Origin of the sequence: Arcanobacterium buesumense, from assembly GCF_012563545.1 — a bacterium.
In the GTDB taxonomy this organism is placed as follows: Bacteria; Actinomycetota; Actinomycetes; order Actinomycetales; family Actinomycetaceae; genus Arcanobacterium; species Arcanobacterium buesumense.
In genome coordinates, this window is record NZ_CP050804.1 from 765762 (window position 1) to 789568 (window position 23807).

The following is a 23807-nucleotide window of genomic DNA, read 5'->3' on the forward strand; positions in this document are numbered from 1 at the left end:
TAACTGAACTAGACAAATGGCTGCCGAGATCGAGTAGATATTTCTTAGTGCTCATTTTTTACGCTAATGTGGAGTTATGTCGATCACTGTCACTGATGTTATTACTGCCCTAGAGCAAGCCTTTCCACCCCAATTAGCTGAAAGCTGGGATCGGATAGGACTTATTGTGGGTGAACCTAATGCTCCGGTTAGCCGCATTGGGTTTGCCGTAGATCCTTGTCAGGCTACTGTTGATGAAGCAATAGTGCGTGGTGCCCACATGCTTATCACGCATCATCCATTATATCTGCGAGGCACTTCAACAGTTGCTGCTTCAACTGCGAAAGGTGCATGGGTTCATCAGCTAATCAAAAATGATGTTGCACTGTATGCTGCCCATACTAATGCTGATGCTGCTCCTACCGGTTCAGCGGTTGCCTTTGGAAATCTTCTAGGGTTAGAAGATATGCGTCCGTTAGCTCCCAATGGCAAGGTGGCGCACCTTGGTATCGGTCGTATTGGGCGATTACCGATAACAATGTCTGTCCGGGAATTAGCTCATCGCATCCAAGCATTGATTCCACACACAGAACCTGGAATCTTAGTTGGCGGTGACCCAGAACGAATAGTTCGAACCGTGGCTATCTCTCCTGGATCAGGAGATTCGTTCTTAGCTACCGCGAACGAAGCAGGCGCGGATGTTTATATTTGTGCCGATCTGCGCCATCATCCAGCTAGTGACCATTTATGGGCAGGCGGATGCGCACTGATTGGGCTTACTCACTTTGCGTCTGAGTGGCCAGTTCTGCCTGCAATGGCAAAAGCCGTATCACATCTATCAGGATTAGAAACCTATATCTCCACTCTCGTAACAGACCCATGGACGCTTCGTTTATCATGATGATATCGATAGGAAAATAACAATGTACCAAGCCCCAAGATCCGATCAATTAGCGCTTCTCGATATTGTGGAACTCGATGCTCAACTTACCCGATTGCGGCGCGCTGACGAGACACATCCGTTACGGGCCCAAATAGGCCAACTGATGAACACGATAGCTGCTCTTGGCCGTGACATCATGGAAACGGAGTCCAGCCTAAGTCATATCCAAGAAGCCTTGGATGAAGCAAGTAGCGCAACTGAAAAGTTTCGCGCCGTCGTCGTCGACAAAGAAACCCGGCTAAATGCCGGTGTCGGAATGGACTCGCGGCAACTATTGACCTTACAAAGTGAGATTGAGACAAACCACAACCAACTCGCTGAACTTGAACAAGCTGAGTATGCCGAACTTGAAAAGCTCGATAACGCTGAAGAGCGTATTGCAGATGCACAAGCGCAACAGAAGATTCTTAATGCTCAACTCGTCGAAAATCGCGCTCAATTAGAAGATGACATTGCAGTGATTGCCCGTGATATTCACGATCTTCAGTTGCGACGTGAATCGCTATATCGCCCCATTAATGATGCGCTTAAACATGCTTATGAGCGCGCCCAAGAAACTGGTGGGTTAACAGTTATCGCGCTTCGCCCCGATGGTACTACCAGCGGCGGGGTAGGGCTCTCGCCAATCGATGTCGCTCAGATTCGCCAGGCAGAGCCAGATCATTTTCATATCTCGGAAGACTATGACTGCATCATTATTCGAGATCGAGATTTTCCACTAGAGTAAGCGCGCGGGTCTTTCCTGGTGGATCTAGTTCAACGTTGGTGATGATATTTCGGTCAACAAGGATGTGGGCAAATTCTGCCAATTCTTCAGCGTCTTCGGGGATCTGTGTGCTGCGGATAAGTTGGCCAGCAAGAAGCCCGCGATAGTGTTTCGTATGATGCGAGACAACTGTGCGCTTCCCGTTTTTGATTCGTACTGCGTTGATGACGACGTGGTCGGCTTGTGCGGGCGGATCCCAGACGCGGTAGGCGCCCGAGCGGGCATCGATGACAAGCTCATCTTCGGAAAAATCGGCATCTGCGAGTACCTTTTTCCAAAAGCTTTTGGTGTTTCCAGAACTCGGTAAACTAATGCCCATCGATAGTCGATAGGCAGGAATCATATCCGATGGGTGATTGATGCCAAAGAGTCCAGAAAAAATTAGTGTATGGCGATTAGCACGTTTGATATCTGAAGGGCTGGCATTGGACATATCCATTGCATTAAAAAGTACGCCAGAATAAACCTCATATGCCGGCGCACAGGGAAGGTTCCATAAGTCAGTTTGCCGGGCGATGTCGTCAGCCACCCGGGCACCGACCTTCAAAATATCGAGAGCATCCTCGCGCTGTGATATGGCTATCAACTCGGTGATGAGTTGCTCACGAGCATCAGAAAACTCAGGGAAGCTCAAGGATTGAAGGTCTAAAGAAGGACCTTGGGTGGGCTGAGTTTTGCCTTCAGAAGGGGGTAGTAGAATAAGCACGTTCCCAGTTTATGCAAAGCTGAGGTAAGATGCAGATGCGAATGAGTTGGTTAGGCGGCCGCGTGAGTATCAAACTCCCGAGGAACGTCCGGGCTCTACAGGGAACGGTGGTGGATAACATCCACTCGGGGTGACCCGCAGGCTAGTGCCACAGAAAGTAAACCGCCGCAGTAATGCGGTAAGGGTGAAAGGGTGAGGTAAGAGCTCACCGCGTAACGAGTGATCGTTGCGGCATGGTAAACCCCACCGAGAGCAAGACCGAGTAGCGTACGCTGAGGCGTCCCGTTGAGTGCGCGGGTAGGTTGCTTGAGCTTATTGGTAACGATAAGCCTAGATGGATGGTCGCCACGCTTATTTTAAGCGGACAAAACCCGGCGTATCGGCCAACTCATTCGCTTCTTTTAGAATACGTGTGGGGACGCCAGTTCTTCACTAGCGTCCCCACACGTTTCTATGCTTCTTGAGCTGCAACTAGTGCAGCCCCTGCTATACCTGCAGTATTAAATAACCGAGCCGGTTCAAGATCAGCGCGGGTGGATAAGAAACCTGCGAATTCTGCAAAGCGTGTTGAAATACCTCCTCCTAAGATGAGAGTGTCAGGGGAGAAGAGTAGTTCGACCATATCGAGAACATCTTGGAGACGAATAGCCCACTGCTCTAAAGAGAGATTTTCCTTTGTTCGAATAGACGATGCTGCCCATTTTTCTGCCTCTAGACCGTTGGGCAACAGGAGATGTCCCATCTCGGTATTTGGCACAAGCATGCCATCACGTACGAGTGCCGAACCAATACCAGTACCAAGCGTCAAAACGATAGTCGTGCCCTCTTGCCCGTTAGCTGCACCAAACTCGGCTTCGCCAAGACCAGCCGCGTCAGCATCGTTCAACACAACAATCGGGCGGCCAACATGTTGAGTGAGTAACTCAGCGACATTCATCCCCACAAAGTCTTGGTTGAGGTTAGCTACGATGGGGCATACGCCATTGATGATCGGTGCTGGGAAAGTCACCCCAACAGGCGTATCTTCGGACATCTCAAAATGCTCAACTACTTGCCGAACAATATCGCCAATAACATCAGGGGCGGCATTGTCTGGAGTAGCAATACGGAATTCCTCACTGATGAGTTCACCTGTTGCCGTATTGACGATCGATCCCTTAATCCCGGAACCACCGATATCTACACCGATAGCGGCTTGAGCTAATTGTTCAGTCATTCGTTTCTCCTTTGAATACAAAAATATTTAAGCTACTGGCATCGCTGGGGAAGTCTGCCCTTGGGTTGGAAGCGTCAAAATATCAGCACCATTTTCTGTAACGACTATGGTGTGTTCCCATTGAGCGGTACGTTTGCGATCTGCAGTCACCACGGTCCAGCCATCGTCCCATTGATCCCAGCGCTGAGTGCCGAGCGTAAGCATGGGCTCTACTGTGAAGACCATGCCGACTTTTATTTCGTCGTCGAAATTCGGGGCGGCGTCATAGTGCGGAATAATCAGGCCAGAATGAAAAGCTTCGCCTACCCCGTGGCCAGTAAAATCTTCGACGTCACCGTATCCGAAGCGTTTAGCATATGACTCGATCACTCGGCCAATAACATTAACTTGCCGACCAGGCTTAATTGCTTTAATCCCTCGCATCATCGCGGTATAGGTCCGTTCGCATAAATCACGCGATTCTTGATCTACTTCACCGGCGTAGAACATGGCGTTTGTATCTCCGTGTACACCATTTTTATAAGCGGTGACATCTAGGTTGATAATATCGCCTTCGCGTAATTCAGTGGAGTCAGGGATACCGTGGCAGATGACCTCATTAATGGATGTGCAAATGGATTTCGGGAATCCCATATAACCTAAACAAGAAGGATAAGCTCTCATATCGCACATATACTCATGAGCAATTCGATCCAGTTCGTCTGTTGTAACTCCAGGACGAACCGCAGCTCCAGCTAAATAAAGAGCATCAGCTGCGATCTGTGAGGAAATGCGGATTTTTTCGATAGTTTCAGCATCTTTTACATCGGATGCAGTAACGACTTCGGGGCCGTCGTGAAACATGTATTCCGGGCGTTCGATTGAATCCGGAACCATTCGAGTAGGCGAAAGCGTTCCTGGAGTCAATATGTGTTGATCGTGCATAATACCCATTCTATTTGCTTGTGTAAGTCCGCAAGATGCTTTTCATATTCATCAGTATCTAGCGGTATGAATCTTATTGGTTGAACCGGTGATCGCTATCTGGGAAAGACCGGGAACGAACTGCATCGTTGTAAGCTTGAGCAGCATTCTTCAATGCCATGCCAACTTCGCCAAAGACTTTGACAAATGATGGTTGCCAGTCACTCATGCCTGCCATATCAGTCCAGACTAAGACCTGCCCATCGGTATGCTCACCAGCGCCGATACCGATGGTTGGAATTGTCAGCTCACGGGTAATATCCGTTGCGATTGGAGCTGGGACAAGTTCGAGGACGACGGCGATTGCACCGGCATCTTGGACAGCTCGTGCATCTTGTCTGATCTGTTCGGCTGCATCACCGCGGCCTTGTACTCGGGGGCCGCCGAGAGCATTTTCCGATTGAGGAGTATAACCGATGTGTGCTACGACGTTGATTCCCGCGTTCACGATAGCTCGGATCGTTTCAGCCATGCGAACTCCGCCTTCAAGTTTAACTGCGGAAGCCCCGGCCTTAATGAGCTTGACTGCGTTTGCTACTGCATCCTCGTGAGAAGTTTCGTAAGAGCCGAATGGCAAATCAGCGACGACGAAGGCACGTTTTGCATTGCGTGCCACTGCGCCAGTAGCAACCACCATTTCGTCAATACCGACGCTAGTGGTTGAATCAAATCCGAGCATAACGTTGGCGTATGAATCGCCAACGAGAAGCATATCAGTACCAATTTCGTCAAAGATACGGGTAGTAATCGCATCATATGACGTCAACATAGTGATGGGAGTGCCGTCAGCTTTCATTTGTGCAAGGTGATGAGCTCGAACGCGCTTGATAGCCATAACTAAAACCTTTCTTTTATCGGTTATTATTCTAGTCCATTATTGCTAAAGATCTATAGCCTGGTTAGGACGAACAATGGCACAATAGAAAAGCACGAGTAAAAAGCAGAGGGACAACATGGATCAGCAACAAGAATACGTTGTACGTACGATAGAAAATCAGCATGTTCGTTTTATCCGCCTATGGTTTACTGATGTTTCTGGCACCCTCAAATCAGTAGCTATTCCACCTGCTGAAGTAGAAAGCGCTTTTAACCATGGTGTGGGATTCGATGGATCGGCAATCGAAGGTTTATCGCGAATTCACGAAGCCGATATGCTCATCAAGCCAGATGCCACTACATTCCAACTATTGCCATGGGATGAATCAGGCGAAAAATGTGCTCGAATGTTTTGCGATATTCACACTCCTGATGACCAGCCGGCACGTTCTGACCCGCGAGGAATTTTACGTCGTGCCCTCGATCGGGCTTCGGAACTCGGCTTTACATTCCTTATCCATCCGGAAGTGGAATTCTATCTTTTCCAACAACATAATGACGAATTTGGCGAACCGGTTCCAATTGACAACGGATCATATTTCGATCATGTTTCCCATCCCTTAGCTCAGAGCTTTCGTGCCCAAACCATTCAAGGACTTGAAGCGCTAGGGATACCAGTTGAGTTTTCACATCATGAAGCTGGGCCAGGACAAAATGAGATTGATTTGCGCGTAGCTGATGCCTTAACAATGGCTGATAATCTCATGAGCTTACGCGCCGTCGTCGAACATATTGCCATCACAGAAGGAGTCGTCGCCTCCTTTATGCCGAAACCACTCATTGACCACCCTGGAAATGGTTTACATATTCATATGTCTCTCTTCGAAGGGAACCGTAATGCCTTTTTTGATCCATTACGTGAATACCGTTTGTCTGAGACTGGAACAAAATTTGTGGCTGGTATTTTGCGCCATTCTCGGGAAATCTCTGCAATTACCAACCAGCATGTTAATTCCTATAAGCGCTTGTGGGCTGGGGACGAAGCTCCAGCCTATATCGCTTGGGGAAAAACAAACCGAAGCGCTCTGGTACGGGTCCCCACATTCTCAGCCCGTGAAGGCCATAGCGCCCGAATCGAATATCGCGCCCTTGATTCAGCCGTCAATCCATATCTCGCATTCGCCGTCCTGTTGAACGCTGGACTCGAAGGAATCGAAAAAGATTATGAGGTACCCGAATCTATTGATACAAATATCAATGCATTAACTGATCTAGAACGGCGCATTATGGGGATTGCCGAACTTCCATCATCACTACATTCGGCCGTTAAATTAGCCCAAGAATCAGATCTCGTTGCTACTACTTTGGGTGAGGATGCATTCGACTACTTCCTGCGAAATAAACAGCGTGAATGGCACGAATATCGCCAACAAATTACAATATTCGAACGAAAAGTCTATTACTGATGCTTAATGAACACTCGGATATTCTTGCCTATGCAGCTGATAAAGAACTAGCACGAGCACATTTAGCACGATTAGAGGATGCATTAACTGAGCACACTCAGCCAGTGTGGGAATCTGTTCGCCAAGATCTCAGTCAGCGTCAAAAATTAGGTGCAATTCTTGGATTTTCTACCGCATTATCAGATCTTCTTATCGTCCATCCGCAGTTATTGACTGCGTTAGGTGATCAACTCGACGCAGACCACTCTTTGCAGATTCACCTCGCAAATGATGATGAAAGATCACATATAGCAGCGTTGCGTTTAGCCTATTATCAACGTTTAATCACTATTGCTGCACACGATCTAACCCACGAACACCCGCATGCATTACTACCTAAAATCTCCACACTTATCTCTGACCTTGTAGATCAAACCCTGCAAGTAGGGGTCAACCTCGCATACCGATACGTCTCCGACGCGCATAAAATCGACTTCGCTGTTATCGCAATGGGGAAAAGCGGTGCCCGAGAACTCAACTATATTTCCGACGTTGACGTCATCTATATCGCACAACCACGAGACCCTAATACTCCTGATAGTGAAGTTACTCGAATCGGAACGGCATTAGCTAATTGGCTCAGCCGGGCAGTGACAACCCCTGGGCCGATTCCTGCATTATGGGAACTGGATCCAAACCTGCGACCAGAAGGCAAACAAGGCCCGCTAGTGCGCACGCTTGCTTCTTATCAAGCATATTACGATCGCTGGGCCCAACCATGGGAATTCCAAGCACTACTTAAAGCCCGCCCAGTTGCGGGTGACCAGCAGACCGGTCAAGCATTTATCGACCACGTGTGGCCAAAAGTATGGCACATAGCAAACACTGATGGATTTGTTGATGATGTGCGCAAAATGCGCCAACGCGTCGAAGCTAATCTGCCACGAAAACGTGCCGAACGTGAGCTTAAACTTGCCCCCGGCGGATTAAGAGATATCGAATTTACTGTCCAACTACTCCAACTTGTCCATGGACGTACAGATACAACTTTGCGGGTGGCACACACGATAACAGCTATTAAAGCACTGTCCCAAGCTGGGTATATCGGCCGGCAATCCGGTGCGAAACTAGAAGAACACTACCGTTTTTTACGGTTACTTGAGCACCGTAGCCAACTCCAACGTCTACGTCGTACACATGAAGTACCACCACTATCACAATTGGGAACGATTGCAACATCTCTAGGATACAGCGCTGAGGAACTCGAAGAACGCTGGCATACTATTCGTCGGGAAGTACGCGAACTTCATAGCGCTATTTTTTATCATCCACTATTGCCATCTCTTGCTTCGCTTTCTCCTGATAATGTTGTTCTTGAAGAGCATGCAGCAAAAGAGCGTCTAGCCGCTATTGGTTTTACAGATCCGCAACGTGCACTACGCAATTTGCATGCGCTTACCGCTGGGCTATCACGTACCGCTACCATACAACGCCATGTTCTTCCGGCAATGATCGGTTGGATGGCGCAAGCAAGCGAACCAGATCACGGACTTAACGCGTTCCGTGATGTCTCTGAACAACTTGGTACAACCTCGTGGTACATGCGCTTGCTACGCGATAGTGCTGTGGTCGCTCCACGTTTGGCAAAATTATTGGCAACTTCGCGTTATATCGCAGCAATGTTGCCTACTTTACCGGATGCAATTGTGTGGCTTGAGGACGATGCGCAGCTCATCCCACGTACCCGTGATCAGCTTGCTCATGAGTTGGCTGCGCTACTTCGTCGTCGTAAAACGCCAGAACAAAAAGCGATGGCCGGGCGTTACTTGCGCCGCAAAGAAATTTTACGGATGGCGATCGGCCAAACTTTGGGACTTGTCAGCGCTAATGAAGTGCATAAAGCATTGAGCGATGTGATGGATTTAGCTATTGAAGCAAGTTTAGCGGCTGCCTGCCAAACAACACAGTGCTTGGCACGACATACGGTTATTGCTCTTGGACGGCTGGGCGGAAACGAAATCGGTTACGTCTCAGACGCTGACGTGCTCTTCGTCTATGAATCTCAGGAGGGGATAAGCGATGATGTTGCATATGCTGAAGCCAAAGGCGTTGCTACACGAACACTTGCATTATTATCTGCTCCAGGAGCCGAACCGAGCATAACAGCTGATATTCAGTTAAGGCCCGAAGGTAAACAAGGAGCAGTTACGCGCTCGATAGAATCTTATCTGGCATATTATGAACGTTGGGGATCGACGTGGGAGCGTCAGGCACTCTTGCGCGCACGGTATTGTTGTGGGGATAAGAGCTTAGCCCAACGCTGGCTGGCTGGCATTGAGAACTTTCGATATCCGCACCAAGGTTTAGCTCCGAACCAAGTGCAAGAGATCCAGATGATGAAGATTCGTATGGAAAAAGAGCGTATTCCGCGAGGAGTGGATCCATTGCGGCACGTTAAACTTGGACGAGGCGGATTGGCTGATGTTGAGTGGACGATACAGTTACTCCAGTTACATTTTGCTGGGCGCTACCCACAGTTGCGGGGGAGTTCAACCTGCGCGATGATTACCACTGCAGTTTCCTTGGGGCTGATGGAAAAGCACGAAGGAGAAATCCTTATTGAGGCATGGAGCCAAGCCTCACAGATCCGGGGTCTTAATGTGTTAGCGACCGGAAAAACAGGAAGCAGTGTTGATATCGTTCCTGATGATTCAGAAGTTTTGCGGCTTATGGCAGCTATTGCTCATATTCCGCTCCAGCGTAGCCAAGATATTTCGGAACTATATGCGCGGGCCGCTAGACGGGCGCGAACTGTGACCAATAAGCTATTTTATAACGAGTAACAACAATAAGAGGAGTAGATGTGCAATTAATCTTAGTTCGACATGGACAAACGTATGCAAATGAACGTGCCGCAATTTCAACAATCGTACCGGGCGAGGCGCTGACGGAAACCGGGTGGACTCAAGCCAATAATGTGGTAGCTGACTTGATTCAGTATCGTCCTGACGCTATCTGGCGATCTGATACCCTCCGGACTGAGCAAACAGCAACTCCCTTAGCTACTCAGCTCGCTATTACCCCACAAGTACATCCCGGCTTACGAGAAATTCAGGCAGGATCTTTGGAAGGCAAGACTTCCCCAGAAGCAATGCAAGAATATATATCGACCATGATGGCATGGCTGGATGGCGATCTTGGATTGCCGATGGGTAGTGGCGACACCGGTTATGAAACCTTACAGCGATTCGATGAAGCAGTGGCCGAAATTGAACGCTCGGGCGCGCAACGACCAGTCATTTTTGCGCATGCTGGTATTCTCACTTTTTGGGCAGGAATGAGAGTACGGGGAATTACCGAAGATATGCGCCACCAGCGCCTGCTGAACACCGGTATTGCTGTAGCTGAAGGCACCGTGGCACAAGGTTTTGATATTCAGCGATGGATGAATGTTTATAGGCCGTAATACAGCTGGTACTCGTATGGGTGAGGACGCTGACGGAGCGGTTCAATTTCCATTTTCATCTTGTAATCAATCCACGTGCGAATAATATCTTCGCTAAAGACCCCGCCTTCGGTGAGGTAATCGTGATCTGCTTCAAGGGCACGTAACGCATCATCTAGCGTTGGCGGAAGCTGCGGGATGCGAGCGTGTTCTTCAGGGGGAAGCTCATAGAGGTCTTTATCGATCGGATCTGCTGGCTCAATGCGGCGCTTGATGCCATCAATACCAGCCATCACTTGGGCAGCAAAAGCTAAGTATGGATTTGCCGATGGGTCAGGCGTACGGTATTCGATTCGCTTAGCTTTCGCTGATGTACCACCAGAAACCGGGATACGGATACATGCCGACCGGTTGCGTGCGGAATACACTAGATTAACTGGTGCCTCGAAACCAGGGACAAGACGATGGAATGAGTTAACAGACGGATTGGTAAATGCTAAAAGGGAAGGGGCATGCTCCAGTAAACCTCCGATATACCAGCGTGCGATATCAGATAAGCCACCATAACCACGCTCATCGGCAAATAGCGGTTCGCCATTCTTCCACAAGGACTGATGGCAATGCATTCCCGAGCCATTGTCACCAAACAGTGGTTTTGGCATAAAGGTTGCGGTTTTGCCAGCGGCAACCGCTGCATTCTTGATGATGTACTTGAATTTCATCAGATCGTCACCAGCGGCCAAAAGTGTATCAAAACGATAGTTGATTTCTTGTTGTCCTCCGGATCCTACTTCGTGATGGGCACGTTCAATATGCAAACCGACTTCTTGGCACAGGCTCGTCATTGTATCGCGTAGATCAGCCATCTGATCGTGCGGGCTTACTGGGAAATATCCTGCTTTTTGTTCGGTTTTGTATCCGAGATTATGACCGTCTTCATCACGTCCAGTGTTCCAAAAAGCTTCGGCTGAATCAATGGCGAAGAAAGAGTATTGTGGAGTGTTCTGATAGCGAATATCGTCGAAAACGAAAAATTCTGCTTCGGCACCGATATAGACGGTGTCTGCAATACCGGTAGCCCGAACGTAGTCTTCGGCACGTTGCGCGATTACTCGTGGATCTCGATCGTATGGTTCATCAGTAAACGGATCGACGACGAAGTGGTTGATAACAAGTGTTTTTGCCTTTCGGAACGGATCGACGAAGGCTGATGACAGATCCGGTACGAGCTTCATATCAGATTCGTGAATCTCGGTGAATCCGCGGATCGATGATCCGTCAAACATAATCCCTTCTTCTAAGGAATCTGGATTAAAAGCTTCAACTGGGATAGTAAAGTGTTGCATCATCCCAGGCAAGTCGCAAAAACGAACGTCAATGAATTGGATGTGTTCTTCGGTGATGAATGTGATTGCATCAGCTGTCGATGTGAACATCATGCGGTCCTTCCCGACCCAGCGGTTGTGTCTTCTTTCTTAGTCTAATGTGGGGGTAGGTGCGAAATGCAACTACCCCCACATTATGAGATAAGGATGATGTTTACCGGCCGCGCATCCCACGTCGGTCAGGACGGGCCTTATATGGGTCGATGCCTTTAGGTACGCCGATATGGTTAACTTTTACTGCATCTAAGCGTTGGAAAACAGCTTGTACTTCTTGGTTTGTTAAAGCTTTAGGCAACTTACGCATAGCGCGTTGTAACTGTAAAAGCTGGGTTTGATCCGGGCCGTGACCGACAGAAATGACATGAACTGGTACTGAGGGAGCGATACGCTTAAGCGAACGGCGTTCTTCCTCAACTAGCTTAGCCGTGCGGCCCTGATCGCCATCAGTGACAAGGACAACTCCCGGACGCCCAATAGCGCGGAAAAGCATATCTTGAGTACGAGCATTAAACCGGATAGGCTCTTCGTTAAGGATCCAGCCTCGTTTAATCTGGCTCAGAACAGCCATGGAAGCACCGGGCATTCCATCAATTTTTGCATATGAAGCGCGTTTAACAAGTTGTACGAGGATAAACATGCTTGCAGTCACTGCGAGTAAAGTGAACATAATCGGCCAGATAATCCACCGATTTGTGATCATACCGATGATGATTCCGGCAGCGATACCACCTAAAAGCGGCCCAAAAACAGCAAATGGAGTCCAAGAGTATGTTTCGCGCGAAATCTTGTATGCTTCGGCGAGATACGAATACCAACGCTTCTTCTTTGGCTTCTTTGCTTTACCATCGTTGCGCGATTTAACCATGACATTCCTTTTTCTCTTGTGTAGGACACTAGTGCTGATTTTACGGTACGTAAGGGCAAAGCTCCAACGCATCAGGCTCGGAGATTCCTCGCATCAGTAACGATAGCACTCAACGCAATTAAGATTCCGCACACTGCGCAGACGAGAAAACCATAGGCGGTTGCTATACCCACTATTTGGCCAGTAATAGAAGCCGATACGGCTACTCCTAAAACATTGACTGAGCCAAGGGCAGTCACCGCAACTGCGTCACCACCTCGTGGTGCCCGGGCGCCCGCGAGAGTGAAAATAGCTACTGATGCTGGTCCAATAGCTAGACCAGAAATAAAGACAGCTACTGATAAGAGAAGTGAAGATGGAGCAAATACGCAAATAATTGATCCGAGGGCTAGTCCAGTTCCACCGAGAGCGATTCGTGCTGTTTGAGTTATGCGGTCAGGAAGCGCAACAGAGCCTAATGCGGTAATAGCTGCGCCCAGTCCCATCGAGGCGTATATTAAACCCGCTTCGCTTGCGGCACCTGCCTGTTGTGCAAAAGCGGTTACCGAAGTTTGTGCTGCGCCAAAAAACATGCCAAGAGCCAACATTGCTAGTAACGGTGTGCGTACGGAGTAGAGAACTGAGATAATAGCGGGAGCTTTTTCACCCGCACCGTGGATTGCTGGGCCCACCGAAAATTGTGATAACGCGAATGGAATAATACACGTAAGAACGATAAGTGCAGCAACGATGAGTGGTGCTCGAGGGCTTAGGGCAGATGCAAGTATTCCTACAATCGCTGGTCCGAAAACGAATCCCATTTCATCGGCAACTGATTCTAATGACAAAGCAGCAGCTAGTTCATTGCGTCCGCGAGTGATCGGATACCATCTGACACGAGCCAGAGCGCCTAATGGAATTGTCGTCATACCAACAAGTACCGCAAGACAGATGATTGCCCATAACGGCGTGTTTGAGTTAAGTAAAAACACTAGTGCTAAAAGCGCAAGGATATTTGCCGGTGCGATGACGAGGAGTGGGAAACGCTGACCGAAATTATCAGTCAAACGACCGATAGTTGGACTAGCGATACCAGTTGCAATAGCTAATCCTGCTGATGCCAGTGATGCTTGAGCAACTGATTGTGTCACTGAGGTGACAAGTGTTAGTACACCAATCACAGTCATCGACGTCGGAAATCGACCGATAAAGGACATTAAAAGATATCCAATTCCGGTCAAACGGGGAAGTTCACGATAGCCGGAAAAACTATTCACAGGTCTCCAATCGAGAAACGAAGGCTAAGGAGACGTCGAACGTCGCAGAGCCATTAATCATCTTACGTTGCGAAGAGTTTTATGCGCATGTTAAGACACAAGATTAATAGCAAAATCGGCGAGGTAGTAAAATGTACCTCGCCGATTTTATGTCTATCGTTAGATAGCTAGAGAAGATTAAGACAAGCCGAGTTCACCGGCAAAGTCTGCCTCCTCCAAGCGCATCTTCACATCGCGCAAGTAACGCGAAGCGTCAGCGCCATCTACAATACGGTGATCGTAAGAGATGGATAGATAGCACTTGGAACGAATAGAAATAACATCATTTCCATCCTGATCCTGTACCACTCCAGGAGCCTTAAAAATAGCACCAGTTCCCATGATTGCAACGTTTGGTTGGTTGATAATCGGGGTGTCAAACAAAGCACCAATTGAACCGGTATTTGTGATGGTGAATGTCGAACCACTAAGCTCATCTGAGGAGATGTTGCCGTCCCGTGTGCGGGTAGCTAGATCGTTAACAGCTTTTGAAATGCCAGCAATATTCAGATCGCCGGCATTCTTAATGACTGGGACGAAGAGGCCCTTAGGTGTGTCCACAGCAATACCCACGTGCTCTACATTGTGGTAGACGATTTCATTGCCTTCCACAGAAGAATTGATGATGGGATGTGCTTTGAGGGCTTCAGTTGCAGCTTGGATGAAGAATGGCAAGAAGGTGAGTTTGACACCTTCGCGTGCCAAGAATCCATCCTTAGCAGCGGCCCGTAGCTTGACGATGCGAGTAACATCAACTTCCATCACAGTAGTTAACTGTGCAGAAGTTTCGAGAGACTCGACCATTCGCTTGGCGATAGTCTTGCGCAATCCAGTCATCTTTTGGCGGGTACCGCGCTTCGAGGTAGCTTCTTGAGCCTTAGAGGCTAGTGCGGATTTCACAGAACCCGGAGCTACCGCTAGGGTAGGTGCAGCATCTGTTGGTACTCCAACGGTTTGTTGTGCAGCTTGTGCAGCCTTTGCGGCCTGTGCAGCAGCTTCAATATCTTGACGGCGGATGCGCCCGCCAACACCAGTGCCAGTAACATTTTCTAGTTCTACACCGAGTTCCTTAGCAAGTTTACGCACGATAGGTGTGACGTAGGATGATTTGCCTTCAGCGCCGGTAGGTGGAACTGCGACAGGAGCTGGGACAGCTGCTGGTTCGCTTGCAACTGGGGTAGGTACTGGGGCCACGGCTACAGGTTCTGGGGTTGGGGCAGCTGGTGCTGGCGCCACTTCACTGCCGATAACTGCCAGAATGGTTCCTACTTCAACGGTTTCGTCTTCAGATACAACGATCTGTGACAAAATGCCAGAAGCTGGCGCAGGAACCTCAGTATCGACCTTATCGGTAGACACTTCAACGATTGGCTCATCGGCTTCGACAGTATCACCAACCTGCTTGAGCCAAGTAGTGACAGTACCTTCGTTAACTGACTCTCCGAGAGCTGGCATAAGAACATTGATGCCATCAGCAGGTGGAGCTGAGGAAATGACAGGTGCAGGAGCTTCAGCAACGGGTTGAGCTGGTTCTTCGCTTGCTACTGTGCCAGTTCCTGAGCCGTCTGAGATGTAACCTAAAATAGTACCGACTTCAACGGTTTCATCTTCATTTACAATGATCTGTTCGAGGATTCCAGCGGCTGGCGCTGGAACTTCGGTATCAACCTTATCGGTGGACACTTCAACGATTGGCTCGTCAATGTCAACATGTTCGCCAACCTGCTTGAGCCAGGTGGTCACTGTCCCTTCATTGACGGATTCGCCCAAGGCGGGCATCTTGATTTCTTCAGACATATGTGGAACTCCCTGTCTCAGTTATGGGTATGGAGTGGTTTGCCAGCAAGGGCAAGTACAGCTTCGCCAAGCGATTCATTTTGGCTTGGGTGTGCGTGGATGAGGCCGTCAAAGTCTTCAGGGAATGCTTCCCAAGAAACCATGAGCTGGCCTTCGCCGATTTGTTCGCCCATGCGGGCACCAATTGCATGGAAACCAACAATCGGACCGTTCTTTTCGCGCACAAGTTTGACAAAGCCAGTTGTGCCAAGCATCTGTGACTTACCGTTGCCCGCGAGATTAAATTCCGCAATTTCAACGTTATCTTTGCCGAACTTTTCTTCGGCTTTTGGCTGGGTAAGTCCAACTGATGAGATTTCTGGATCGCAGAAAGTCACCTTAGGAATGAGGTTGTCGTCTACCGGCTTCGGATTCAAACCGGCAATTTCTTCAGCTACGAACAATCCGTGCAAGAAACCACGGTGTGCTAGTTGAACACCAGGAACGATATCGCCAACTGCATATATATTGCCTACCCCAGTATGGAGACGCTCATTAGTGATGACGAAATCGCGTTCCATTTTAATACCTTGTTCTTCATAACCAAGATTTTGAGTTGCTGGACCACGGCCGATAGCAATTAGGAGCATGTCAGCATCGAACTGTTGCCCGTCTTGGGTGAAGACGTGAACTCCGTGTTCATCTTCTTCTACGCGATCAAACATTGTCTTGGTCTTAAACGCGATTTTGCGCTTCCGGAAAGCGCGTTCAAGCGTCTTAGAAATAGCTGGATCTTCGTTGGGAACGAGGCGATCAAGACCTTCGATAATAGTGACGTTTGTTCCAAAAGAAGCCCAAACCGAAGCGAACTCTACGCCAATGACGCCACCACCAAGGACAACGACGGAGTTGGGAACGTGGTCAAGTTTCAGGGCTTGTTCTGAAGTAATAACGCGGTTTGTGATCGTTTGACCGATGGTTTTTGAATAAGAACCGGAGGCTAAAACAATGTTCTTACCTTTAAGACGGCGACCGTTGACTTCCACGGTGTCAGGGGCAACAAGTCGTCCCCATCCGTTGATTGTCTCAACGCCACGCGAATCTATCAGACCAGATAAGCCCTTATACATTTTAGTAACAACGCCTTCTTTATAGGCGTTAAGAGCATTCATATCGATTCCTTCGAAAGTGCCTTTAATGCCAATGCTGGCACCTTCGCGCATCTCATCGGCTACTTCAGCTACGTGCAGTAGTGCCTTGGTGGGGATGCATCCACGATGTAAACAGGTTCCGCCGACCTTGTCGCCTTCGACAAGCGCGACTGATAGACCGAGCTGTGCGGCGCGTAGAGCCGTGGCGTAACCACCGGAACCGGCACCGAGAATAACAATGTCGTATTCTTGAGTGTCTGACACTTAACCTCTCCCTCGAGTTGGCTTTTGGGTACTGGTATACCCAGCCCCTTAGGTATATTGTCCCACTTCGTAAGAGATATTGCTCATTGTTATGAAAGAAATATTCGTTAAGAAGATTACGTTGTGACCAAAATTCAAGCTGTTAGAGACTAGGAATATGGATAAATCTGTGCGTAAGATGTGACTATGGCATGGTTTTTTAAACGTTCAGGCAGTAAAAGTTCAAAAAAAGCTCGGCAAGAAACAGTAGCGTATTTACGTGATTTTTGCGCCACGCGACAAGGGGTAGAGGCATATTTCGAATTAGAAACGCCGCGTGATCCTTCAGCGATACTGCTTGTTGCTGAAGACGGTGAGTGGACTCGGCGGAAAGTTCCAGATATTCATGCGGCAAGCGAACTCGCCAGTGAACTAGGAATTCCACTATATGATGTGGCCCGTACAGGTTATCCGCGTTCAATGCGTGAGTGGAATCTTAACCACCCAGGCGCATCTCGCCGTTAAGAGAAAAGCAGGCAGCACACCGATCTAATGTTACTAATGTGCCGTGAGCTGAGATCGTAGATACTGTAAGAATTATCAGTGGGGCTATCAAATCGTTTGATAGCCCCACTGATAAAATTAACAAGTAGTTAAGTGCTCAGATTAGCGTGCTAGATGTTCTACAAGAGTGCGGAGCATGACACCAGTTGCACCTTTAGGCTGGTAGCCCCAGGCACTTTCTCGGTTAAATGACGGACCGGCAATATCAATATGGGCCCACGGCGTTTGGCCAACGAATTCCTTCAAGAATAAACCGGCTACAAGCATTCCGCCATAACGAGAACCAGAATTCTTCATATCAGCACAATCGGAATCAAGCGAAGAACGAAGTTCCGCAGGTAACGGCATTCCCCATGCTGGCTCTCCAGCACGATCTGCGGCAGCGACTACTGCGTCACGAACATCGTCGGTTCCCATAATGCCAGTTGTCCGATTGCCTAAAGCAACCATTTGTGCGCCAGTGAGTGTAGCGATATCAATAATCTCATCAGGGTTCTCTTCAACACCCATGATCAGACCGTCGGCCATAACAAGACGACCTTCGGCATCAGTATTGTTGATTTCCACAGAGATACCGTTGCGGTAGACGATGACGTCATCGGGCCGTCCAGCGGTTCCGGAAACCATATTTTCAGCCAAGCAGAGCCAAGCAACCACATGACGCTTGATTCCGAGGTTTGCGGCGGCTATAACAGCGTGTAAGACAGTTGCCGCGCCAGTCATATCGGTCTTCATCTCAGTGATAGAACCCGATGGCTTCAAGCTATAACCACCGGTATCAAAGGTGATGCCTTTACCAATTAAGGCAGTAAAACCTTCAGCATTCTCCGGCTTGTACTCAACACGAACCAACCGTGGGGCAGAAGCGGAGCCGCGGCCAACTTGGAGTAATCCAGCTAGCTTTTCTGCTTCGAGGTCTTTTTCGTCATAGACTTTGACGGCTAGACCAGCAGCTTCGGCGATATCCTTAGCGTGCTGTGCGAAAGTTACTGGGTTGAGATAATTTGGTGTGGTGTTTTCGAGGTCACGAATCGCATTTACTGCTTCAGCAAGGACTAGAGCGTGATCGCGGATTTCTTCGTCTGTGTGTTCTGATACGACGACGACGTGAGCGACAGGCTTCTTTGCTGGCTTCTTGTATGCGTCAAATACATAAGCACCTAGCTGAGCGCCTTCAATAATTGCGCCAGCTTGGGCAGCCGTTTCGTGAGGGAAACATAGCGTTAATGAGTCACGGCCATGAGCTGCCCGGCTAGCAACACCGGCCATATGGCGTAATGATTCAGTTTCATGCTCGGTGCATTGGCCGACGGCGATCACGATCTTAGTAGGATCAACTGGGTTGACGATTACTGCAGTGGAAAGTGGCTTAGCGCTAAAATCTAGCGTTGTTAATGCTTGTGTTACAGCTGCGCTAAAATCAGCGTCAATCGGTGAAAGGACAGTAAGTTTGTCTTCCTTCTGCGCTACAACAATAGCAAGGTTGGAATTGATATCGAGAGAAGAAGTTAAATCAAAAGTAGTCATACCTACTATGATAAACGGGACTGCGGCCAAAAAGAATTTGACGCAGTCCCGTTAGAGCTAGCTGTGAGAAATTAGCGGCCTTTTTTAGCCGCTTTTGCGGCTTTCAGATCAGCTGCAGTTGCACCATCTGGGTATTGCCCACGCTTTACTTGTGGCGTTGGAAGACGCCACCGGGGCATATACATTCCACGGGAAAACATTTGTAAGGCAAAACCAGAAGGAATCTCATCTTTGCCAAATTTATAGGTGGCTAGAATCTTAGCGTTTCGCACAATCCACACTAGCTGGAGGACCATAAGTAAGAAGATCACATAGATGCCGATAGTTGCCCAAAAGGCCGCCACTGGCCAATAAGACATGAAAGCGGCAAGGACAAGTAAAGGAATGACCATCGGCATAAACCACTGCCCGAGTGGACCTGCGGCGTCAATATAGTCACGTCCCCAACGGCGCACCCGTCCGCGATGTGCCGGAGGCATATTCTTTTCATCCCCCGTGCGCATAGCAGTTTGTTGCTTGTAATAAAGCTCATTACTTTTAGCGCGATTTTCTGCTTTTAGTTTTTTCTTTTCTTCTTTTGTTAGCGCTGCAGTTGAGGCAACAAGGGGGCGCCGGCGTGCCTTTTCAACATCTTTCCGCCGTGGAGTAGGCACTCCTTTACCAGGTACTCGTCCTTTTTCCACCGACTGCGCAGGTGTAGGCGCCGTCTCGTGCGCTTCGTCTTTTCGATGACCGAACACAACTCTTCCTTCACATTAAATGAAATACCAAGTGTTAGTTTACCGGTTAATGCCTCATTAGGCGTTAGGCTAGAGGGTATGGATACAAAAAATATTATTTCGCGCGTTGATGAAGCGCTACCTCATGTTTTAGCCGAGTTAAAAGACTTTGTCACGATTGAATCAATCTCGTCGTCGTCATATAACCAAGAACCTCTTAGTAAATCAGCCGAATGGATTGCTCAGCGTGCCAAAAAACTTGGTTTAGATACACAGATTATCCAGTTGGAAACAGCTTCTGGGCTCGTTGGCCGCCCGGCTGTTCTAGCCACTCGGCAAGCGGTAGCAGGCAAACCAACAGTCCTGCTTTATGCGCATCATGACGTTCAACCAGTAGGGGATATCGCTGAATGGGATTCTGCACCATTTGAAGCTGTGGAACGTAATGGACGGCTTTATGGACGGGGAACAGCTGATGATAAAGCCGGTGTGCTTGTTCATTTAGCCGCCATAGCTGCGGCTGACCCTGGCGTGGGAATTCGACTTTTCATTGAGGGTGAAGAGGAAGTAGGATCTCCAACGTTTGTCGATTTTCTTAATACCTATCAAGAGCAACTCAAAGCTGACGTAATTGTTGTTGCCGATTCATCCAACTGGAAGGTTGGTGTCCCGGCGTTGACGACTTCGTTGCGCGGGGTGGTTCAGCTTCAGGTTGGAATCAAGGTATTAGATCACGCGCTTCATTCGGGTTTCTTCGGCGGGCCGATTGTCGACGCCGTTGTTGTTGCGTCGCGTTTAATTGCGACATTGCATGACGCTGAAGGCAATGTCGTCGTCGCTGGCCTGCGTCAAGAAGACCATACTGATGTTGATTATCCAGAAGATGAATTCCGCCGCGATGCCGGAGTTTTGCCTGGGGTAGAGCTAGCCGGTTCTGGATCCTTTACTTCACGGCTATGGACCAAGCCAGCGATTTCAGTTATTGGTATGGATGTGCCACCTGCTCAAGGAGCATCAAATACGCTTATTCCAGCTGTTAATTTCGTCTTGTCAATGCGTGTGGCGCCTGGCCAGGACTCTCAAGAAGCTGCGCAAGCTCTTGTTGATCATTTACGTTCTCATGTGCCGTTCGGTGCGCACATCGATGTCGAAGTTTCCGAAGCTGGTTCAGCATTTTTAGCTGGGGCAGATAGCGAAGCAACAGAAATCGCGCGATGGGCGTTGCGTGAAGCGTGGGGAGTTGACTCCGTCGATATCGGACAAGGTGGTTCGATTCCATTTATTGCTGATCTGTCCAAGGTTTTCCCGGAGGCTCAAATTCTTGTCACTGGTATCGAAGATCCGGACACTCGGGCACATTCTGCCAATGAGTCCTTGCATCTTGGTGATTTTCGAAATGCCATCGTTGCTGAGACTCTTATGCTGTCGCGGTTGGGTAAGTAGTTGCAGGTCGTATGTATAGCCACGGCGCTCCCGGGATGTGAACCGAGCGCCGTGGCGCAATCCATTAGCAACGGCTGGCTAAGTGCTCGGCCAACGGATCAGATTGCGGCTATAGTCCACTCTGATGGGGATAGCATAGCCCATGTTGGAACAGGTTTAGCTCAGGTTTTTTCCCGGGATTTTCCAGATGCTCAGGATATTGAGCGGCGTGGCGATGGTCCCCGAAGAATTTTATGGATTTCCCATTCACAGCGTAGCGCCATGATTGATCTTGCAGAAGCTGCCACCTGGCCTGGTAACAGTGATCCTCGGGGGTCGTCGTCGTTCCTCGCACATGACCTGCTATTTTTGGCTGATCTTGGCATTTCTTACGTTCATATTCATCTGCCAGTATTGATGTCCAACACTGATCTGGGAATCGGATTGCTCAGTGGTCTTTCTCATATCACACTCGCCTACAATTCTTCGATCGATGTTTTAAGTAACGCGCTCCATAAAGCTCGTTCTGCGCTTGGTACTATGGCGTTGTATGTCACATACCCGCATGATCAGGATTTATTAGGGCTTGCTGGTCTTGCTCGGACATGGCAACGATCAGGATTGGATCCTAACCTTGCTCATCTGATCAATAAGGATATGGCAACCTTTGCGCATAATCTTGACCAAGCTGCGCAGGTAAGAAGTTCTTCATTACTCAATGCTGAGCCGACCTTAACATTTGAAGGTGTTGGCGGTGGGCTAGGTAAGATTTTTTATCTCCTGAAAGCAAAACTCGATCTTATTGGGCAAAACTTAGTGCTACCGCCAGAAGCTGATATTTATATATATGTCACAGATCATCTGGAGTTAAATGTTCCGCGAGGGCTTCAAGTGGTGGCAGAACACGCTGAATCACTTGGGGTGCCGGTTGTGTTAGTGGCAGCTCATACTCAACTAGTACGTGGAGAATTGCCTGGATTGGGAGTTCATGGTCTTTATCGGTTGCCCACAGAATCGGAACCCTTTCACACCCAAGGATTGGAAGAGCTCGGTGCTCGGTTAGCGTCAACATGGGGGTGGGATACATAGCTCTCAGCGTATCTAGTGGATTCAATAGCCATGAGCCGATACGCTGGAACATGTCTATTTATTTTGGAGGAAAAGATGAGTGAAATCGCAACACACGCTGTGGCTCTGACCGATGTGGCAGCGGCGAAAGTCAAGTCACTACTCGAACAAGAAGGCCGAGATGATTTACGGCTCCGAGTAGCTGTTCAACCAGGTGGTTGTTCTGGCCTGATGTATCAGCTTTATTTTGACGAGCGTTTACTTGATGGCGATGCTGTCGTCGATTTTGACGGTGTGGAAGTTGTGGTAGATCGGATGTCTGTTCCTTATCTTGACGGAGCTACAATCGACTTTGCTGATTCGATCGAACGTCAAGGTTTTACTATCGATAACCCGAATGCTCAGGGTTCTTGTGCATGTGGAGAATCCTTCCACTGAGCATATGCGCGGATGCTTTAATAGAGCGTCTGCGCATTATTTTTTAAAGGAGTTTTATACGTGAAACGTTCGATTGTTGCGGCCACGGCTGCTCTTATGATGGTCCTCACCGGTTGTTCTTCTACGGACAGTCCAGAAAACGCAGCGGCATCCGCTGATGCGGAGATGCAACCTGGAACTGAGATGCCCACGGTAAAAGTTGATGGTGCCAATACGCGTCTGATTTTCCCGAAATCTAATGCGCCTGCTGGATTACAGAAAACAGTGCTTGACGAAGGCGAAGGTCGGGTTATTGAACAAACTGATTTCGTTGTAGCGAACTATGTAGGCCAAGTATGGGGCAATGAGAAACCGTTTGATTCTTCTTTTTCTCGTGGTAAAAGTACCGGATTTTCTCTTCTGCAGGTCATCCCTGGTTGGACGCAGGGATTAACGGGTCTTAAACCGGGTGCTAAGGTGATTTTGTCGATTCCTGCGGAAATGGGCTATGGTCCCTCTGGTGGTAATCAGCAAGCGGGCATTGGAGAAAAGGATACGATCGCATTTTATGTGGAGATTACCGATGTTTATGGTACCGATCAAGCTGGTGATCCACAGGCGAGTATGGAAGCCGATCTCGCTACTCTTCCAGTAAATATTACTGGTGAGCTTGGCCAACCGGTAGGCATCAACGTCAAAGAAGGAACACCGAACCCTACCGAAGTTTCAACCACTGTCATTGCTCGTGGTAATGGGCCAGAAGTGGGAGGAGAAGGCTCGAATTTTTATGTTCAGTACTCGATGGCAACGATCGATAATTCAAAGACCGAAACAACGTACGGGCAGACTGGGCCTTTTCGTTCGACCATAGGACGCGGTTCTATCTTTGATGGATTAGAAGGAATCCCAGTCGGATCTCGCGTTCTTATTATGGCTCCAGCTCAAGGACAAGCACATAGTGATGATGAACCTGGCATCGCTGTTGTTGTTGATATTATCGGAATTGATTAGACGCCTGCATAATATGCAATAAATGTAGCGGCATAAATGTTAGCGGCCCGACACACGTCGGGCCGCTAACATTTAACAAAGATTA

General features: G+C 48.7%; 21 protein-coding genes and 1 other RNA gene. 11 read left to right on the top strand and 11 right to left on the bottom strand.

Annotated elements, in window-relative coordinates; all coding sequences use genetic code 11:
- Positions 1-76 precede the first annotated feature (76 nt).
- Positions 77-880 (top strand): Nif3-like dinuclear metal center hexameric protein, encoded by an 804-nt coding sequence (locus tag HC352_RS03455; protein WP_168917591.1) that lies wholly within the window; start codon positions 77-79, stop codon positions 878-880.
- A gap of 22 nt (positions 881-902) precedes the next feature.
- Entirely contained in the window at positions 903-1649 is a 747-nt protein-coding gene (locus tag HC352_RS03460; protein WP_168917592.1) for a zinc ribbon domain-containing protein, read from the top strand.
- Here HC352_RS03460 and HC352_RS03465 read toward each other — a convergent pair.
- Positions 1618-2394, bottom strand: coding sequence for a YaaA family protein (locus HC352_RS03465; protein ID WP_168917593.1), 777 nt, complete (start codon positions 2392-2394; stop codon positions 1618-1620). The genes HC352_RS03460 and HC352_RS03465 overlap by 32 nt on opposite strands.
- Positions 2395-2436: 42 nt before the next feature.
- On the opposite strand from HC352_RS03465, the gene rnpB reads away from it, so the two are divergent.
- An RNA gene (rnpB, locus tag HC352_RS03470) (RNase P RNA component class A) lies at positions 2437-2789 on the top strand.
- A 56-nt stretch (positions 2790-2845) separates the two neighbouring features.
- On the opposite strand, the gene ppgK is transcribed toward rnpB, so the two are convergent.
- The 3 genes from ppgK to panB all read right to left on the bottom strand — a co-directional run bounded on the left by ppgK (position 2846) and on the right by panB (position 5408).
- A complete protein-coding gene (gene ppgK, locus HC352_RS03475) occupies positions 2846-3610 on the bottom strand; it encodes a polyphosphate--glucose phosphotransferase (RefSeq protein ID WP_168917594.1) in 765 nt (254 codons plus the stop codon).
- A 27-nt stretch (positions 3611-3637) separates the two neighbouring features.
- Positions 3638-4534, bottom strand: a complete 897-nt coding sequence (gene map, locus HC352_RS03480; protein WP_247645225.1) for a type I methionyl aminopeptidase — start codon at positions 4532-4534, stop codon at positions 3638-3640.
- 73 nt (positions 4535-4607) lie between these two features.
- A complete protein-coding gene (gene panB / locus HC352_RS03485; RefSeq protein ID WP_168917596.1) occupies positions 4608-5408 on the bottom strand; it encodes a 3-methyl-2-oxobutanoate hydroxymethyltransferase in 801 nt (266 codons plus the stop codon).
- A gap of 118 nt (positions 5409-5526) precedes the next feature.
- Here panB and HC352_RS03490 point away from each other — a divergent pair, with 118 nt between their 5' ends.
- The 3 genes from HC352_RS03490 to HC352_RS03500 are packed head-to-tail and all read left to right on the top strand — an operon-like array spanning position 5527 to position 10300.
- Complete coding sequence (locus HC352_RS03490; protein ID WP_168917597.1) at positions 5527-6855, top strand: glutamine synthetase family protein; 1329 nt, start codon at positions 5527-5529, stop codon at positions 6853-6855.
- A complete protein-coding gene (locus HC352_RS03495; RefSeq protein WP_168917598.1) occupies positions 6855-9677 on the top strand; it encodes a bifunctional [glutamine synthetase] adenylyltransferase/[glutamine synthetase]-adenylyl-L-tyrosine phosphorylase in 2823 nt (940 codons plus the stop codon). Before HC352_RS03490 ends, HC352_RS03495 begins: the two co-directional genes overlap by 1 nt.
- A 20-nt stretch (positions 9678-9697) precedes the next feature.
- The gene (locus tag HC352_RS03500; protein WP_168917599.1) at positions 9698-10300 is read left to right on the top strand and encodes a histidine phosphatase family protein; all 603 of its coding nucleotides are present in this window, start codon (positions 9698-9700) and stop codon (positions 10298-10300) included.
- Here HC352_RS03500 and glnA read toward each other — a convergent pair.
- The 5 genes from glnA to lpdA form a co-directional block, all read right to left on the bottom strand.
- Positions 10288-11715, bottom strand: a complete 1428-nt coding sequence (gene glnA, locus HC352_RS03505) for a type I glutamate--ammonia ligase (RefSeq protein ID WP_168918597.1) — start codon at positions 11713-11715, stop codon at positions 10288-10290. The genes HC352_RS03500 and glnA overlap by 13 nt on opposite strands.
- Positions 11716-11818: 103 nt before the next feature.
- Positions 11819-12529, bottom strand: a complete 711-nt coding sequence (locus tag HC352_RS03510; protein ID WP_168917600.1) for a DUF4191 domain-containing protein — start codon at positions 12527-12529, stop codon at positions 11819-11821.
- A gap of 71 nt (positions 12530-12600) precedes the next feature.
- On the bottom strand, positions 12601-13785 hold the full coding sequence (locus tag HC352_RS03515) for an MFS transporter (protein ID WP_168917601.1): 1185 nt from the start codon (positions 13783-13785) through the stop codon (positions 12601-12603).
- A 177-nt stretch (positions 13786-13962) separates the two neighbouring features.
- Positions 13963-15621 carry a 2-oxoglutarate dehydrogenase, E2 component, dihydrolipoamide succinyltransferase gene (gene sucB / locus HC352_RS03520; RefSeq protein WP_168917602.1) on the bottom strand — a complete coding sequence of 553 codons (1659 nt, stop codon included), beginning with the start codon at positions 15619-15621 and terminating at the stop codon, positions 13963-13965.
- A 17-nt stretch (positions 15622-15638) separates the two neighbouring features.
- Positions 15639-17015 carry a dihydrolipoyl dehydrogenase gene (gene lpdA, locus HC352_RS03525; protein ID WP_168917603.1) on the bottom strand — a complete coding sequence of 459 codons (1377 nt, stop codon included), beginning with the start codon at positions 17013-17015 and terminating at the stop codon, positions 15639-15641.
- A 186-nt stretch (positions 17016-17201) separates the two neighbouring features.
- Between lpdA and HC352_RS03530 the strand changes: the two genes are divergently transcribed.
- Positions 17202-17519 (top strand): oxidoreductase, encoded by a 318-nt coding sequence (locus HC352_RS03530; RefSeq protein ID WP_168917604.1) that lies wholly within the window; start codon positions 17202-17204, stop codon positions 17517-17519.
- A 141-nt stretch (positions 17520-17660) separates the two neighbouring features.
- On the opposite strand, the gene HC352_RS03535 is transcribed toward HC352_RS03530, so the two are convergent.
- Together HC352_RS03535 and HC352_RS03540 are read right to left on the bottom strand one after the other, a co-directional pair.
- Positions 17661-19085, bottom strand: coding sequence for a leucyl aminopeptidase (locus HC352_RS03535; RefSeq protein WP_168917605.1), 1425 nt, complete (start codon positions 19083-19085; stop codon positions 17661-17663).
- Between the two features lie 71 nt (positions 19086-19156).
- Positions 19157-19825 carry a DUF3043 domain-containing protein gene (locus HC352_RS03540; RefSeq protein WP_168917606.1) on the bottom strand — a complete coding sequence of 223 codons (669 nt, stop codon included), beginning with the start codon at positions 19823-19825 and terminating at the stop codon, positions 19157-19159.
- Positions 19826-19903: 78 nt separating this feature from the next.
- On the opposite strand from HC352_RS03540, the gene HC352_RS03545 reads away from it, so the two are divergent.
- From HC352_RS03545 to HC352_RS03560, 4 genes are all read left to right on the top strand, one after another.
- Positions 19904-21247 carry a dipeptidase gene (locus HC352_RS03545; protein ID WP_168917607.1) on the top strand — a complete coding sequence of 448 codons (1344 nt, stop codon included), beginning with the start codon at positions 19904-19906 and terminating at the stop codon, positions 21245-21247.
- Positions 21248-21298: 51 nt separating this feature from the next.
- Entirely contained in the window at positions 21299-22315 is a 1017-nt protein-coding gene (locus HC352_RS03550; RefSeq protein ID WP_168917608.1) for a hypothetical protein, read from the top strand.
- Between the two features lie 75 nt (positions 22316-22390).
- A complete protein-coding gene (gene erpA, locus HC352_RS03555; RefSeq protein ID WP_168917609.1) occupies positions 22391-22732 on the top strand; it encodes an iron-sulfur cluster insertion protein ErpA in 342 nt (113 codons plus the stop codon).
- 60 nt (positions 22733-22792) lie between these two features.
- The gene (locus tag HC352_RS03560; RefSeq protein WP_168917610.1) at positions 22793-23722 is read left to right on the top strand and encodes an FKBP-type peptidyl-prolyl cis-trans isomerase; all 930 of its coding nucleotides are present in this window, start codon (positions 22793-22795) and stop codon (positions 23720-23722) included.
- The last annotated feature ends 85 nt before the right edge of the window (positions 23723-23807 follow it).

Excerpts from the sequence above, each read along its gene's own strand:
- HC352_RS03455 (WP_168917591.1), top strand. The coding sequence starts at position 77 with ATGTCGATCACTGTCACTGATGTTATTACTGCCCTAGAGCAAGCCTTT.
- HC352_RS03460 (WP_168917592.1), top strand. The coding sequence starts at position 903 with ATGTACCAAGCCCCAAGATCCGATCAATTAGCGCTTCTCGATATTGTG.
- ppgK (WP_168917594.1), bottom strand. The coding sequence starts at position 3,610 with ATGACTGAACAATTAGCTCAAGCCGCTATCGGTGTAGATATCGGTGGT.
- map (WP_247645225.1), bottom strand. The coding sequence starts at position 4,534 with ATGCACGATCAACACATATTGACTCCAGGAACGCTTTCGCCTACTCGA.
- panB (WP_168917596.1), bottom strand. The coding sequence starts at position 5,408 with ATGGCTATCAAGCGCGTTCGAGCTCATCACCTTGCACAAATGAAAGCT.
- HC352_RS03490 (WP_168917597.1), top strand. The coding sequence starts at position 5,527 with ATGGATCAGCAACAAGAATACGTTGTACGTACGATAGAAAATCAGCAT.
- HC352_RS03495 (WP_168917598.1), top strand. The coding sequence starts at position 6,855 with ATGCTTAATGAACACTCGGATATTCTTGCCTATGCAGCTGATAAAGAA.
- glnA (WP_168918597.1), bottom strand. The coding sequence starts at position 11,715 with ATGTTCACATCGACAGCTGATGCAATCACATTCATCACCGAAGAACAC.
- HC352_RS03510 (WP_168917600.1), bottom strand. The coding sequence starts at position 12,529 with ATGGTTAAATCGCGCAACGATGGTAAAGCAAAGAAGCCAAAGAAGAAG.
- sucB (WP_168917602.1), bottom strand. The coding sequence starts at position 15,621 with ATGTCTGAAGAAATCAAGATGCCCGCCTTGGGCGAATCCGTCAATGAA.
- HC352_RS03530 (WP_168917604.1), top strand. The coding sequence starts at position 17,202 with ATGGCATGGTTTTTTAAACGTTCAGGCAGTAAAAGTTCAAAAAAAGCT.
- HC352_RS03535 (WP_168917605.1), bottom strand. The coding sequence starts at position 19,085 with ATGACTACTTTTGATTTAACTTCTTCTCTCGATATCAATTCCAACCTT.
- HC352_RS03545 (WP_168917607.1), top strand. The coding sequence starts at position 19,904 with ATGGATACAAAAAATATTATTTCGCGCGTTGATGAAGCGCTACCTCAT.
- erpA (WP_168917609.1), top strand. The coding sequence starts at position 22,391 with ATGAGTGAAATCGCAACACACGCTGTGGCTCTGACCGATGTGGCAGCG.